Origin of the sequence: Pseudomonas sp. fls2-241-TYG-175 (assembly GCF_030209155.1) — a bacterium.
Taxonomy (GTDB): domain Bacteria; phylum Pseudomonadota; class Gammaproteobacteria; order Pseudomonadales; family Pseudomonadaceae; genus Aquipseudomonas; species Aquipseudomonas viridiflava.
On the sequence record NZ_JARVSO010000049.1, the window covers coordinates 1 to 13,752 of the forward strand.

Consider the following 13,752-nt stretch of genomic DNA (forward strand, 5'->3'; position numbering starts at 1 on the left):
GCTCTGCGTGGGCATGCCTCCCGTGACGCTCCGCGTCACAAATGGCACAGATTGCTGATTCGCGATTTACAGGGTTCTAACCATCGCGTTGGAAAAGCGTGTCAGTGCTTGCTGCCCTGGGTCGACATCGCCAGCAACTGCTTCTCCTGATTCCAGTCGAACGGCTCGTCGTTCTGCTCGGCTTCGTACCGGCGCTCTTCGAGGGCCTGATAGAGGTCGATTTCATCGTCGGGCATGAAATGCAGGCAGTCACCGGCAAAGAACCACAGCAGGTCGCGCGGCACCAGATGGGCGATCTGCGGGTAGCGCTGGATGACCTGACACAGAATGTCCTGGCCCAGGTACTGGCTTTCGATAGGGTCCTGCGGCAATTGCTCGACCAGTTCGTCGAAGCGCTCCATGAACAGTGCATGGCTTTCTTCTGGAACCTGCTCGGCCTCGCCCAGCGCGACCAGAATACTGCGCAGGTGCGCAAGCAGACCGAGATGGTGGTCGAGAGTGGCGTCGGCCATGATGTAATCCTCAAATGCAAAAACAGGCGCGAGAGTATAAAGCTCTGCGCGCCTGTTTTGTGGATCAACTGACCTGCGAGGGTCAGGTCGGGTCAATCAGCGGATCTTGCCCGGTGTGTGCGTCAGCTCTTCCTTGTCGAAATCATCTACGTCTATCACCTTGCGACGCGCCGCTTCAGCGTTTTTCAGCGTCTGCGCCTCATCAGCCTGCAGCACCCCGAGACGCAACGCGGCGTCGATGAGCGGCTCGCCGGCTTCTGGCAGAACCTGCCCCCCCTTGACGGCAACCTGCAGCTTTTTGTGCAGCGGATAGGCCGCACTCAGCAGGTCGCTGGCATGTTGCAGCGCGCCGACCGGATCTTCGGCCGATTGCGGGCGGTAGCAGCCTGCAAGCAGCTCTTCCAGCGTCGGATCGCCCTTGGCACGACCCAGTACCTGAGCCACTTCGGCGTCGAGCCTGTCCGACGGGCCTTTGTGGCGACGGCCGAACGGGAAGACGATGACCCGCAGCAGACCACCCAGGATACGGTTCGGGAAGTTGCTCAGGATCTCGTCCATCGCGCGTTCCGAATGTCCCAGGCTTTCTTCCATGGCCCAGCGGAACAACGGGCTCATATGGTCCGGCGAACCCAGGTCGTGGTAACGCTTGAGGGACGCGGAAGCCAGATACAGATGGCTGAGAACATCGCCCAGGCGGGCCGACAGGCGCTCGCGGCGTTTCAGCTCGCCACCCAGCAGCATCATGCTCAAGTCTGCCAACATGGCGAAGGCCGCGGCCTGACGGTTCAGCGCCCTGAAATAGCCTTGGCTCAGGCTGTCACCTGGCGCACGCTCGAAGTGTCCGAAGCCCAGATTGAGAATCAACGTACTGGCCGCATTGCTGACCGCAAAGCCGATGTGCTTGAGCAACAGGGTGTCGAACTCGGCCAGTGCGTTGTCGTGGTCGGTGCGCCCGGCCAATGCCATTTCCTTGAGCACGAACGGATGGCAGCGAATCGCGCCCTGACCGAAGATCATCAGGTTGCGCGAGAGAATGTTGGCTCCCTCGACGGTGATGAAGATCGGCGCACCTTGCCAGTTGCGACCCAGATAGTTGTTCGGGCCCATGATGATGCCCTTGCCGCCATGCACGTCCATGGCGTGGCCGATGCACTCGCGGCCGCGCTCGGTCAGGTGGTATTTGAGGATCGCCGACAGGACCGACGGTTTTTCGCCCAGATCCACGGCATTGGCGGTGAGCATCCGCGCACTGTCCATCAGCCAGGCGTTGCCACCGATGCGCGCCAGCGCTTCCTGAATACCTTCGAATGCCGACAGAGGTACGTTGAACTGCTCTCGCACCTTGGCGTACTGACCGGTCACCAGACTGGTGTATTTGGCCGCGCCAGTGCCGACTGCGGGCAGCGAGATCGAGCGACCCACCGACAGGCAGTTCATCAGCATCATCCAGCCCTTGCCCAGCATGGGCTGACCGCCTATCAGGTAGCTCAACGGGATGAACACATCCTTGCCGGAATTGGGGCCGTTCATGAACGCGGCACCCAGTGGCACGTGACGACGACCGATCTCGACGCCCGGTGTGTCGGTCGGAATCAACGCCAGACTGATGCCCAGGTCTTCTTCCTCGCCCAACAGGTGCTCGGGGTCGTAGGCCTTGAACGCCAGGCCGAGCAGGGTCGCGACCGGACCCAGTGTGATGTAGCGCTTTTCCCAGGTCAGGCGCAGGCCAATGACTTCTTCGCCTTGCCAGTCACCCTTGCAGATAATGCCGGTGTCCGGCATCGCGCCCGCATCGGAACCCGCCAGCGGGCCGGTCAGGGCGAAGCAGGGGATGTCATCGCCACGCGCCAGGCGGGGCAGATAGTGATTGCGCTGTTCGTCGGTGCCGTAATGAAGCAATAGTTCGGCAGGGCCGAGGGAATTGGGGACCATCACGGTCGAAGCCAGGTCGCCGCTGCGGGTCGCCAGTTTCATGGCGATCTGCGAATGGGCGTAGGCCGAGAAGCCTTTGCCGCCGAATTCTTTCGGGATGATCAGCGCAAAGAAGCCGTGCTGCTTGATGTGCTCCCAGGCTTGCGGCGGCAGGTCCATGGCCTGACCGATTTCCCAGTCGCTGACCATCGCGCACAATTCTTCGGTCGGGCCGTCGATGAACGCCTGCTCTTCTTCAGTCAGCTGGACTTTCGGATAAGCGAGCAATTTGTCCCAGTCGGGACGGCCGCTGAACAGTTCGCCATCCCACCAGACCGTACCCGCGTCGATGGCGTCACGCTCGGTTTCGGACATCGGTGGCAGGACTTTCCTGAACCAGCTGAACATTGGCGCGGTGAAGTGTTTGCGGCGCAGGTCGGGCAGGATCATCGGTATGAAGATCGCCAGCCACAGTATCCAGAAAATCGTCAACAGCCAGCCCGGAGCGTGGCTGAAAATGCCCATCGCCAGCAGGTAGACCGCCACTACGCCCAACGCGGGCAGCGGGTCGGTACGTCGGTGCGCCAGCCAGGCAATGCCCACGACCAGCACAACAATCCACAACAGCAGCATACGTATTCCTCCGTGATGAACGCTGCGTTCGCAACGCTCAAGAACTGGTCGCCAGGCAGTGGTGGGGCGACATCGATAGTGACCCTGTCCTGACAAGGAAGTTGCCAGCGGATCGGGTAGACTGAGCAGTCAGTTTTTCACAGCCACTGCGAGGGGAACGCAATGCTCAAGATATGGGGTCGGAAGAATTCAAGCAACGTGCGCAAGGCACTCTGGATTGCCGAAGAAGTCGGCGTGCCGTACGAGACCCAGGACGCCGGTGGCGCGTTCGGACTGGTCAATGAAGCGGCGTACCGCAGCAAGAACCCCAACGGCCGTATACCCATGATCGAAGACGGCGATTTCGTGCTCTGGGAATCCAACGCTATCGTGCGTTACCTGGCCGCCCGTCATGCTCCGGATTCCGATCTTTACCCCGCAGATCTGCAGGCCAGGGCCCTGGCAGACAAATGGATGGACTGGACCACTTCGACCATCGCTGCGCCATTTAGTCCGGTATTCTGGGGCGTAGTGCGCACGCCGGCTGACAAGCAGGACTGGAACGCCATCAACGAAGGCATCACTCATCTTCACAGCCTGCTGCTGGTCGCAGACGAAACCTTGTCCCGCCAGCCCTACCTGTCGGGTCAGGCGTTCGGCATGGGCGACATCCCGCTGGGCTGCTTCGCCTACGCCTGGTTTGAAATGCCGATTGAACGTCCGCCGCTGCCTCACCTCAAAGCCTGGTATGAACGCCTCAAGACGCGTCCGGCGTACCGCAAGGCCGTCATGAGTCCGTTGACCTGATTGTCAGCTTTTCGCCGCAAGCCTTCTGGCACTTCGATATTTACTATTAACAAATGTGTCTGTACTTGAATGGCCCGGCCAAGCACCATTGCGTGATCGGGCTGAAGTGACGCATTCAGTTGCTTTCAGCCCACCCCTTTCTTTCTATTCTGATTTGGTACCTTTTCCGATATGTCTTCTGCTCTGTCCATCCGGCAGCTAACCAAAACCTACGGCAACGGTTTCCAGGCCCTGAGTGGTATCGACCTGGACGTCGCCGAAGGTGATTTCTTCGCCTTGCTCGGCCCCAACGGCGCTGGCAAATCCACCACCATCGGCATCATCTCGACGCTGGTCAACAAGACCAGCGGCACGGTGAACATCTTCGGCCATGACCTGGACCGCGAGCCTGCTGCGCTCAAACGCTGCATCGGTGTCGTGCCGCAGGAATTCAATTTCAACCAGTTCGAGAAAACCTTCGACATCGTCGTGACCCAGGCTGGCTACTACGGCATTCCGGCGAAGATCGCCAAGGAACGCGCCGAGCAGTACCTGACCCAGCTGGGTCTGTGGGACAAGCGCGACGTGCCTTCGCGTTCGCTGTCCGGCGGCATGAAGCGTCGTCTGATGATAGCCCGTGCGCTGATTCACGAGCCGCGCCTGCTGATCCTCGACGAGCCGACTGCCGGTGTGGACATCGAATTGCGCCGCTCCATGTGGACGTTCCTGACCGAACTGAACCGCAAGGGCATCACCATCATCCTGACCACGCACTATCTGGAAGAGGCCGAGCAGCTGTGCCGCAACATCGGCATCATCGACCACGGCACGATTGTGCAGAACACCAGCATGAAGCAACTGCTCAGCACCCTGACCGTCGAGACGTTCCTGCTCGACCTCAAGGCGACCTGGCAGACCGCGCCACAGTTGCCGGGCTTCCCCAGCCGTCTGCTCGACAGCCATACGCTGGAAGTGCAGGTCGACAAGAACGTGGGCATCACCGCGCTGTTCAGCCAACTGGCTGCACAGAACATTGAAGTGCTGAGCCTGCGCAATAAATCCAATCGCCTTGAGGAGTTGTTCGTGTCTCTGGTGGAAAAAAACCTGGCGAAGGTGGCGCTATGACTGCTCAGACCGGCGAGCTGCGCCCCAATCTGGTTGCCCTGAAAACCATCGTGTTCCGTGAAGTACACCGTTTCATGCGGATCTGGCCGCAGACCCTGCTGCCGCCTGCGATCACCATGGTCCTGTACTTCGTCATCTTCGGTAACCTGATCGGTCGCCAGATCGGTGACATGGGCGGCTTCACCTACATGCAGTACATCGTGCCGGGGCTGATCATGATGTCGGTGATCACCAACTCCTACGGCAACGTGGTCTCGAGCTTCTTCGGTGCCAAGTTCCAGCACTCGATCGAAGAACTGATGGTGTCGCCGGTATCACCGCACACCATTCTGGTCGGTTACACGTTGGGCGGCGTGCTGCGCGGTCTTATGGTGGGTTTCATCGTGACCATGCTGTCGATGTTCTTCACCGACCTGCAGGTTCACCACCTCGGCGTGACCATCGTGGTGGTCGTACTGACCGCAACCATCTTCTCGCTGCTGGGCTTCATCAACGCTGTCTTCGCACGCAACTTCGACGACATCTCGATCATCCCGACCTTCGTGCTGACGCCGTTGACCTACCTCGGTGGCGTGTTTTACTCAATCAACCTGCTGCCGCCGTTCTGGCAGACCGTGTCGCTGGCCAACCCTGTCCTGCACATGGTCAACGCCTTCCGTTACGGCATCCTCGGTGTTTCCGACATCAAGATCAGCATCGCCCTGGCGTTCATGATCGTCGCCACCTTCGTGCTGTACTTCGGTTGCGCACGGTTGCTGGTGAGCGGGCGTGGTATGCGTCAGTAGGTGCTTTAGTGTTGACCCGCGACGCCTGGCGTCGCGGATTATTTATCAACCCGGCTTCAGATCATGTATCGCCAATGCCGCTTCCAAATCAGGGGAGCGCTTTGCCCATCGTTCAGGTGGTAGCGGTCTGGACCAGTCGATGATATCGGGATGAATCAGATCAGGCGCAGGACAAAGTTTCATATACTGCAGTTTTTCTGTCAGATAAGTGCCCAAAACGGTGATGAAAAACACGCCGTGCATGACATCCAGCAAATCGCCCTTGCGCAAACTGGTCATGATTGAGCCGATTTGTGTTTCCTCATAGGGCGCTGATCCAACACGACATGCTGGAATGGCATCTGGCCCGATTTCCATATAACCGCGAACGCACTCCCAAAGCGCCATGGCGGTTTCACCTCCGCCGCAATTGAAGCCCATGGTGAAATACCTGTCCTTTTCTTCCACCTGCGATTCAGGATTTTCAAACCCGATAAATAGTAGGCCTTGAGAGACGCGGCCCCCCTGACTGATGCTTGAGTGCTGAGTGGCAGCGGCGATCACAGATTCCCATGGCACTATCCAGTAGTGGTTATCATCGCGAGGCACACAGACTTCTCGGCGCTGACGATTGAAGCGGACGGGAGGAGGAGTAGGGCGCAGCAGACCGTGGAGTAGCATCAGGGTGGGGATGCCAATGATGATTCCGCCTAGCCAGAGCAAGTCTGAATCTTTTAAACCGTAGGCGAGACTTAGGAACATGAGGGTCATGGGCCATATCACCATCACTGCCGACCCCACGTTGTAACAACCGATATCCAGAAAGACTTCATTTTTTTGCCAGATGATGTTGAGCGAGTCGACCGGCGTTCTACCTGTTGGCAAGGGCAGTGGTGCTAAATAATCGTTTTTCGAGAATGGTTTTTTTTGGGAAGTGCCGTGAGGGCGAGGGTTCATTGTTTTGCTCCGCGCAAAAAATATAGAGTGCTCTTGTTCTCTCGTTTTATTTGCTGAGCAACGGATTACCTATCGGATAGCTGCTGTTGCTTCAACCTGACTTCGTATGTGTTCAATATGATGCCCCAAATTTCTAGCCGTATTTCGGTTGCACATGGTTGCGAGTGAACGGAAGTGGTATGCACCAGTAGGTACTGCAGTGTTGAACCTCGACGCTTGGCGTCGCGGATTATTTATCAACCCGGCTTCAGATCATGTATCGCCAATGCCGCTTCCAGATCAGGGGAGCGCTTTGCCCACTGTTCAGGTGGTAGCGGTCTGGACCATTCGATAATATCGGGATGTATCAGATCGGGCGCAGGACAAAGCTTCATATCCTGCAGCTTTTCGGCCAGATAAGTGCCCAGTATGGCGATGAAAAACACGCCGTGCATGACATCCAGCAAATCGCCCTTGCGTAAACTGGTCATGATTGAGCCGATTTGTGTTTCCTCATAGGGCGCTGATCCAACACGACATGCTGGAATGGCATCTGGCCCGATTTCCATATAACTGCGAACGCACTCCCAAAGCGCCATGGCGGTTTCACCTCCGCCGCAATTGAAGCCCATGGTGAAATACCTGTCCTTTTCTTCCACCTGCGATTCAGGATTTTCAAACCCGATAAATAGTAGGCCTTGAGAGACGCGGCCCCCCTGACTGATGCTTGAGTGCTGAGTGGCAGCGGCGATCACTGATTCCCATGGCACTATCCAGTAGTGGTTATCATCGCGAGGCACACATACCTCTCGGCGCTGGCGATTGAAGCGGATGGGGGGAGGAGTAGGGCGCAGTAGGCCGTGGAGTAGCATCATGGTGGGGATGCCGATGATGAGACTTGCGCAAAATATGAATATAGGCCACTCATCGTCATTCCATGAGTAATAGCCCATAATGGTAAACATTATCAGCATTGGCCATATCACCATTACTGCCGACCCCACGTTGTAACAACCGATATCCAGAAAGGCTTCATTTTTTTGCCAGATAATGTTTGGCGAGTCGACTGGTGTTTTACCTGTGGGCAATGGCAATGGTGCCAAATAATCGTTTTTTGAAAACAGTTTTTTTCTCCGGTGTGCCAGCAATATTAGGGCTCATTGTGTTGCTCCGCGCAAAAAATCACAGAACGTTCTTGCTCGCTTGACGCTATGTGATGAGTTTATGCTGAGCAGCGGATTATTTTTCAATCAGCAGGGGAGCGCTTTGTCTTTTATTCAGGTGTCAGCGGTCTGGGCCATACGATAAATCTGTCCGTGGATACCTAGTCCGCGATCACCGAAAGCCAGGAATGCCTGCCTATTCAGCAGATTATCCAGGTTGATGTTGGCCTGTTCACTGACCAGTTCCACGGTGAAAGTTTAGGGTTTGCTAATACCCTCCACACCATCGAAAGCAAGAACTTGGAATGTGGCCGGTGAATCCTTGATGGTTAGGCTGAAACGATAATCAGGCGAAGGCATCCATGTATTCCGATCTGCAGTTGGACTTGGTGATTGGATGCACGCTAACAGGCCGTAGATAAGAAAAATGCAGGACATTTCCGAATTTACGGCAGGACTTGAGACTGCTCGCACGTTCAGCTTCATTCTCAGCAGTTAGCTGCTCAGTTTTAAACTTCGCAATACTCAATTCCAGCATCTTTCTAAAACCGACTGCATCCTTGAGGTTTCACCCCTTAAGGAGCTCCCATGCGCACAGGGATGATCGCGCTCGCGCTCGGCCTTTTGGCCCTGCGCTTCCTGCCTGCCTTGCCCGATACCTGGCTGTTGCTGCTGATGCCCGCCGTGGCGTTGATGCTGCTGCCGTTTCGCACTTATCCGCTGGCCTTCTTTCTGTTCGGCTTGACGTGGGCTTGCGTCTCGGCGCAATCGGCGCTGGATGATCGATTGCTGTCCCGGCTCGATGGTCAGACGTTGTGGCTGCAAGGCAAGGTGGTCGGGTTGCCGAGTGCGGCTGAAGGTGTGATGCGTTTCGAGCTCGAGGATGGTGTATCACGACGGGCGAAATTACCCCGGCTGATGCGCATTGCCTGGTATGGCGGTCCTGAAGTGCGCAGCGGTGAGCGATGGCGGTTGGCGGTAAAGCTCAAGCGGCCGGGCGGGCTGGTCAATCCCGAAGCGTTCGATTACGAGGCCTGGTTACTGGCCCAGCGTATCGGCGCGACCGGCACCGTGGTGGACGGTCAGTTGCTGGCACCGGCGCGTGCCGCCTGGCGCGATGCCATTCGCCAACGGCTGCTGGCCGTCGACGCGCAGGGGCGCGAAGGCGGTCTGGCGGCGCTGGTGCTGGGGGATGGCTCGGGCTTGTCGACCACTGACTGGCAAGTGCTGCAGGACACCGGCACTGTGCATTTGCTGGTGATCTCCGGACAGCACATCAGCCTCTTGGCTGGCGTGATTTATGCGCTGGTGGGCCTGCTGGCGCGCTGGGGACTGTGGCCGCGGACTCTGCCGTGGCTGCCTTGGGCGTGCGGTCTGGCGTTCGCGTCGGCGCTGGGGTATGGGTTGCTGGCCGGGTTCGATGTGCCGGTGCGCCGTGCCTGCGTGATGGTAGGACTGGTTTTGCTCTGGCGTTTGCGCTTCCGGCATCTGGGCATGACCTGGCCGTTACTGCTGTCGCTCAATGCGGTGCTGGTGTTCGAGCCGCTGGTAAGTCTGCAACCGGGCTTCTGGCTGTCGTTCGCGGCGGTGGGCATTCTGATTCTGATCTTCAGTGGTCGCCTCGGTGCCTGGAGCTGGGTGCAGAGCTGGACGAGAGCCCAGTGGCTGATTGCCGTCGGCCTGCTGCCGATCCTGATGATGTTGAACCTGCCAATCAGTATCAGCGGTCCGCTCGCCAATCTGCTGGCTGTGCCCTGGGTCAGCGTGATCGTTCTGCCTGCCGCATTGATTGGCACGCTGTTATTGCCCGTTCCGATCGTGGGCGAGGGTCTGTTGTGGCTGGCCGGTGGAGCGCTGGAAGGGCTGTTCGTGTTTCTGGGCTGGATGGCGGACCTCGTGCCTGCCTGGCTGCCCAGTACCACGCCGGCCTGGACTCTGGTCCTGAGTCTGCTGGGCGCGTTGCTGCTCCTGCTGCCCAGAGGTGTGCCGATGCGGCCTCTGGGCTGGCCGCTGCTGTTGCTGTGCGTGTTTCCACCACTCAAGTCGGTGCCTGCCGGACAGGTTGACGTTCTGCAACTGGATGTCGGGCAGGGGCTGTCAATTCTGCTGCGCACCCGGCACCACACGCTGCTGTATGACGCCGGGCCACGTTTCGGTGAGTTCGATATCGGTCAGCGGGTGGTCGTGCCGGCCATTCGCAAGAGTGGGGTAAGGCATCTGGACGTGATGCTGCTCAGTCACGCCGATTCCGATCATGCCGGAGGTGCACCGGCAGTCCACAAGGCGTTTACGGTCGGGCGTGTGCTGGGCGGAGATATCGAGCGCCTTCCGCCTGCACTCGGGGCACTTCGTTGTGAAAACGGTGAGCAGTGGGAATGGGATGGCGTGGTGTTTTCGACCTGGATCTGGGAGCAGGCACCCGAAGGCAATGCAGGGTCCTGCATGCTGAGTGTCGACGCCGGTGGCGAGCGATTGTTGCTGACCGGCGATGTCGATGCCGAGGCCGAACAGGCGGCCATCGACAGTGGATTCGACCTGCGCGCCCAGTGGCTTCAGGCACCTCATCACGGCAGTCGGTCCTCGTCCTCTAAACCGTTTCTGAGAGCGGTCATGCCGAAAGGTGTGCTGATTTCCCGCGGACGCAATAATGCGTTCGGCCACCCACACCCGCTGGTCATGGCGCGTTATAAATGGAACGGTATCGCCAGCTACGACAGTGCCGAGCTGGGTGCCATCCGTTTGCAACTGGGTACTTACGGCAGCCCTGAGGCACAGCGCGCGCAGCGACGTTTCTGGCGTGACTGAATCCACGGATATCGACGGCACCCGGCGACCCTATGATAGAGTGGCGCCAATTTTTCAAGGGAGTGGTCACTGTGTGGGAACTGGTCAAATCTGGCGGCTGGATGATGTTGCCGATCATTTTGAGTTCCATCGCCGCTGCCGGCATCATCATCGAACGGCTCTGGACGCTGCGCGCCAGCCGTATCACACCGCCGCACTTGCTGGGTCAGGTCTGGCAGTGGATTCAGGATCAGAAACTCGATAAAGAGAAGCTCAAGCAACTGCGCGCCGATTCGCCTCTGGGGGAAATCCTTGCGGCAGGCCTGGCCAACTCCAGGCATGGTCGCGAGATCATGAAAGAATGCATCGAGGAAGCCGCAGCGCGGGTCATTCATGACCTGGAGCGTTACCTGAGTGCGCTGGGTTCGATTGCTGCGATGGCGCCGTTGCTGGGTTTGTTGGGCACCGTGCTGGGCATGATCGATATCTTCGGATCTTTCAACAGCTCTGGAGCCACGGCCAACGCCGGTGTTCTCGCGGGCGGTATTTCCAAGGCGCTGATCTGTACCGCGTCGGGCCTGATCGTGGCCATTCCGGCCATCTTCTTTCACCGTTTTCTGCAAAGCCGTGTCGATGAGTTGGTGGTCGGCATGGAGCAGCAGGCCATTCGTCTGGTTGAGGTGGTGCAGGGCGACCGTGACGTCGATCTGATTGACGCCAAGGTCGACCTCAAGTCCCTGGCCAAGGCAGGCGGGAGCAAGAAGAAGTGAAGTTTCGTCGCCGCAGACCGCGGGAGAACATCGACATCAACCTCGTTTCGTTGATCGATGTGGTGTTCATCCTGCTGCTGTTCTTTATCGTGACCACCACCTTTACCCGTGAAACCCAGTTGCGGGTCGATCTGCCGCAGGCGGTCACCGGTACACCTGAAGTCGACGCAAGTGCCAAACATCTGGACATTGCGATCAACGCCGATGGGATCTTTTCCCTGAACAACCAGTTGTTGCCAAAAAACGATCTGGCCACCCTGATCGAAGCGCTGCAACGTGAGTCGGCTGGCGACACCAGTCTGCCGCTGTCCATCAGCGCCGATGGCAAGACCCCTCATCAGTCGGTCATCACTGCGATGGATGCTGCCGGTAAGCTGGGTTTCAGTCACCTGCGCATGACTACTGTCGAGGCCACACAGGCTAACTGATGGCATTCACCGACCGTTTGCTTGACGCCTGGTACAACGGCCATCCTGCGCTGGCGCTGCTGCGTCCTCTCGAAAGCCTATATCGCCGGGTAGTTGACGGCAAGCGTGCGCGCTTTGTCGCGGGCGAGGGCGATATCTATCGCGCGCCGGTGCCGGTCATTGTGGTTGGAAACATTACGGTCGGCGGCACTGGCAAGACGCCGCTCATTCTCTGGATGATCAGGCATTGTCAGCAGCGTGGTCTGCGGGTCGGCGTGGTCAGTCGGGGGTACGGTGCCAAACCGCCGAGCCTGCCTTGGCGAGTTCTGCCCGAGCACAAGGCCAGTGAAGTCGGTGACGAGCCGCTGCTGATCGTTCAGCGTTGCGGTGTTCCGCTGATGATCGACCCGGACCGCAGTCGCGCCGTCCGGGCGTTGCTGGCTGCTGAACCGCTGGATCTGATTCTTTCCGACGATGGTCTGCAGCACTACCGGCTGGCCCGTGATCTGGAGCTGGTATTGATTGATGCCGCACGCGGCCTGGGTAATCGGCGCTGTCTGCCGGCCGGGCCGTTGCGCGAGCCTGCCGAACGGCTGAACAGTGTCGATGCGGTGCTTTATAACGGTGCCCGGTCAGATCGCGAGGATGGCTATGCCTTCACGCTCAAGCCTGCCGCACTGATCAACCTGCGCAGTGGCGAACGTCGGCCAGTTGACCATTTTCCACCCGGCCAGGCTGTGCACGCGGTCGCCGGAATCGGCAATCCGCAACGTTTCTTCAATACCCTCGAAGGATTACACTGGCAGCCTGTGCAGCACCCTTTCGCTGACCACGCTGTCTATAGCGCACAGGCGCTGACCTTCACGCCATCCCTGCCGCTTGTGATGACCGAGAAAGATGCGGTGAAATGCCGTGCTTTCGCGGCAGATGACTGGTGGTATCTGGCGGTGGATGCGGTGCCTTCCGACGCGTTTGTCAGTTGGTTCGATGAACAGCTGTCACGTCTTTCCCCATGATTGCTTCAGGATCTCCTATGGACACCAAATTACTCGATATCCTTGCCTGCCCGATCTGCAAAGGTCCGTTGAAGCTCAGCGCGGACAAGACCGAGCTGATCAGCAAGGGCGCAGGTCTGGCCTATCCGGTTCGTGACGGCATCCCGGTGATGCTTGAAAGCGAAGCGCGCACACTGACTGCCGATGAGCGTCTGGAAAAATGACCACCGATTTCACCGTCGTAATTCCTGCGCGTTACGGATCCAGCCGTTTTCCGGGCAAGCCGCTGAAAGTCATTGCGGGCAAGCCGATGGTCCAGCTCGTCTGGGAGCAGGCCCGCAAGAGCAGCGCACAGCGCGTGGTGGTTGCTACCGACGACGTGCGAATCTTCGAAGCCTGTCAGGCGTTCGGCGCTGAAGTGCTGATGACCCGCGATGACCATAATTCCGGCACTGACCGCCTGGCTGAAGTTGCTGCGCAACTGGGTCTGACGGCGGATGCGATCGTGGTCAACGTCCAGGGCGACGAGCCTATGATTCCGCCAGCGGTAATCGATCAGGTGGCCAGCAATCTGGCTGCACATCCTGAAGCCGGTATTTCGACGCTGGCCGAGCCGATCGACGATGTGGCAGCGTTGTTCAATCCGAACGTGGTCAAGGTGTCTTCGGACATCAATGGCCTGGCGCTGACGTTCAGTCGCGCTCCGTTGCCGTGGGCGCGCGATGCACTGGCCGCCAACCGCGACGAGTTGCCCGCGGGCGTGCCTTTCCGCCGTCATATCGGTATCTACGCCTATCGCGCCGGCTTCCTGCATGACTTCGTCAGCTGGGGGCCGTGCATGCTCGAGAACACTGAGAACCTTGAGCAACTGCGTGCGCTGTGGAATGGTGTGCGCATCCATGTCGCCGATGCCCGCGAGGCGCCGCCTGCCGGTGTTGACACCCCCGAAGACCTTGAGCGCGTCAGACGCCTGCTGGAGGTTTGATG

General features: G+C 58.7%; 12 protein-coding genes and 1 pseudogene. 9 read left to right on the forward strand and 4 right to left on the reverse strand.

Going from position 1 to position 13,752, the window contains the following annotated elements:
- Positions 1–101: 101 nt before the first annotated feature.
- Complete coding sequence (locus tag QRN20_RS24770) at positions 102–512, reverse strand: PA2817 family protein (RefSeq protein WP_029241573.1); 411 nt, start codon at positions 510–512, stop codon at positions 102–104.
- Between the two features lie 96 nt (positions 513–608).
- The gene (locus tag QRN20_RS24775; protein ID WP_088235739.1) at positions 609–3,056 is read right to left on the reverse strand and encodes an acyl-CoA dehydrogenase; all 2,448 of its coding nucleotides are present in this window, start codon (positions 3,054–3,056) and stop codon (positions 609–611) included.
- A gap of 162 nt (positions 3,057–3,218) precedes the next feature.
- Here QRN20_RS24775 and QRN20_RS24780 point away from each other — a divergent pair, with 162 nt between their 5' ends.
- The 3 genes from QRN20_RS24780 (at position 3,219) to QRN20_RS24790 (ending at position 5,731) form a co-directional block, all read left to right on the forward strand.
- Positions 3,219–3,842 (forward strand): glutathione S-transferase, encoded by a 624-nt coding sequence (locus QRN20_RS24780; protein WP_029241575.1) that lies wholly within the window; start codon positions 3,219–3,221, stop codon positions 3,840–3,842.
- 171 nt (positions 3,843–4,013) lie between these two features.
- Positions 4,014–4,946 (forward strand): ABC transporter ATP-binding protein, encoded by a 933-nt coding sequence (locus QRN20_RS24785; protein ID WP_004884614.1) that lies wholly within the window; start codon positions 4,014–4,016, stop codon positions 4,944–4,946.
- Positions 4,943–5,731, forward strand: a complete 789-nt coding sequence (locus QRN20_RS24790; protein WP_004884611.1) for an ABC transporter permease — start codon at positions 4,943–4,945, stop codon at positions 5,729–5,731. Before QRN20_RS24785 ends, QRN20_RS24790 begins: the two co-directional genes overlap by 4 nt.
- A 45-nt stretch (positions 5,732–5,776) precedes the next feature.
- Here the strand turns inward: QRN20_RS24790 and QRN20_RS24795 are convergent, their stop codons facing one another.
- Positions 5,777–6,667: a DUF6708 domain-containing protein gene (locus tag QRN20_RS24795; RefSeq protein WP_285361464.1), complete on the reverse strand. Its 891-nt coding sequence runs from the start codon at positions 6,665–6,667 to the stop codon at positions 5,777–5,779.
- 236 nt (positions 6,668–6,903) lie between these two features.
- Positions 6,904–7,807, reverse strand: a pseudogene (locus QRN20_RS24800) (DUF6708 domain-containing protein).
- Between the two features lie 590 nt (positions 7,808–8,397).
- Between QRN20_RS24800 and QRN20_RS24805 the strand changes: the two are divergent.
- Genes QRN20_RS24805 through kdsB form a run of 6 tightly spaced genes read left to right on the forward strand, consistent with a single transcriptional unit; the run spans position 8,398 to position 13,750 of the window.
- A complete protein-coding gene (locus tag QRN20_RS24805) occupies positions 8,398–10,614 on the forward strand; it encodes a DNA internalization-related competence protein ComEC/Rec2 (protein ID WP_285361465.1) in 2,217 nt (738 codons plus the stop codon).
- Between the two features lie 32 nt (positions 10,615–10,646).
- The gene (gene pocA, locus QRN20_RS24810; RefSeq protein WP_074454496.1) at positions 10,647–11,363 is read left to right on the forward strand and encodes a flagellar polar localization protein PocA; all 717 of its coding nucleotides are present in this window, start codon (positions 10,647–10,649) and stop codon (positions 11,361–11,363) included.
- Entirely contained in the window at positions 11,360–11,791 is a 432-nt protein-coding gene (pocB, locus tag QRN20_RS24815; RefSeq protein WP_004884601.1) for a flagellar polar localization protein PocB, read from the forward strand. Before pocA ends, pocB begins: the two co-directional genes overlap by 4 nt.
- On the forward strand, positions 11,791–12,786 hold the full coding sequence (lpxK, locus tag QRN20_RS24820) for a tetraacyldisaccharide 4'-kinase (protein WP_004884600.1): 996 nt from the start codon (positions 11,791–11,793) through the stop codon (positions 12,784–12,786). The genes pocB and lpxK overlap by 1 nt, the downstream gene beginning before the upstream one ends.
- A gap of 17 nt (positions 12,787–12,803) precedes the next feature.
- On the forward strand, positions 12,804–12,989 hold the full coding sequence (locus QRN20_RS24825) for a Trm112 family protein (protein WP_004884599.1): 186 nt from the start codon (positions 12,804–12,806) through the stop codon (positions 12,987–12,989).
- Positions 12,986–13,750, forward strand: coding sequence for a 3-deoxy-manno-octulosonate cytidylyltransferase (gene kdsB / locus QRN20_RS24830; RefSeq protein ID WP_122429324.1), 765 nt, complete (start codon positions 12,986–12,988; stop codon positions 13,748–13,750). Before QRN20_RS24825 ends, kdsB begins: the two co-directional genes overlap by 4 nt.
- Positions 13,751–13,752: the final 2 nt, after the last annotated feature.

What these genes read in the sequence shown, in the direction of transcription:
- QRN20_RS24805 (WP_285361465.1), top strand. Translation starts at nt 8,398, where the DNA reads ATGCGCACAGGGATGATCGCGCTCGCGCTCGGCCTTTTGGCCCTGCGC.
- QRN20_RS24825 (WP_004884599.1), top strand. Translation starts at nt 12,804, where the DNA reads ATGGACACCAAATTACTCGATATCCTTGCCTGCCCGATCTGCAAAGGT.
- QRN20_RS24770 (WP_029241573.1), bottom strand. Translation starts at nt 512, where the DNA reads ATGGCCGACGCCACTCTCGACCACCATCTCGGTCTGCTTGCGCACCTG.
- QRN20_RS24790 (WP_004884611.1), top strand. Translation starts at nt 4,943, where the DNA reads ATGACTGCTCAGACCGGCGAGCTGCGCCCCAATCTGGTTGCCCTGAAA.
- pocA (WP_074454496.1), top strand. Translation starts at nt 10,647, where the DNA reads ATGATAGAGTGGCGCCAATTTTTCAAGGGAGTGGTCACTGTGTGGGAA.
- lpxK (WP_004884600.1), top strand. Translation starts at nt 11,791, where the DNA reads ATGGCATTCACCGACCGTTTGCTTGACGCCTGGTACAACGGCCATCCT.
- QRN20_RS24795 (WP_285361464.1), bottom strand. Translation starts at nt 6,667, where the DNA reads ATGAACCCTCGCCCTCACGGCACTTCCCAAAAAAAACCATTCTCGAAA.
- kdsB (WP_122429324.1), top strand. Translation starts at nt 12,986, where the DNA reads ATGACCACCGATTTCACCGTCGTAATTCCTGCGCGTTACGGATCCAGC.
- QRN20_RS24785 (WP_004884614.1), top strand. Translation starts at nt 4,014, where the DNA reads ATGTCTTCTGCTCTGTCCATCCGGCAGCTAACCAAAACCTACGGCAAC.
- QRN20_RS24775 (WP_088235739.1), bottom strand. Translation starts at nt 3,056, where the DNA reads ATGCTGCTGTTGTGGATTGTTGTGCTGGTCGTGGGCATTGCCTGGCTG.
- QRN20_RS24780 (WP_029241575.1), top strand. Translation starts at nt 3,219, where the DNA reads ATGCTCAAGATATGGGGTCGGAAGAATTCAAGCAACGTGCGCAAGGCA.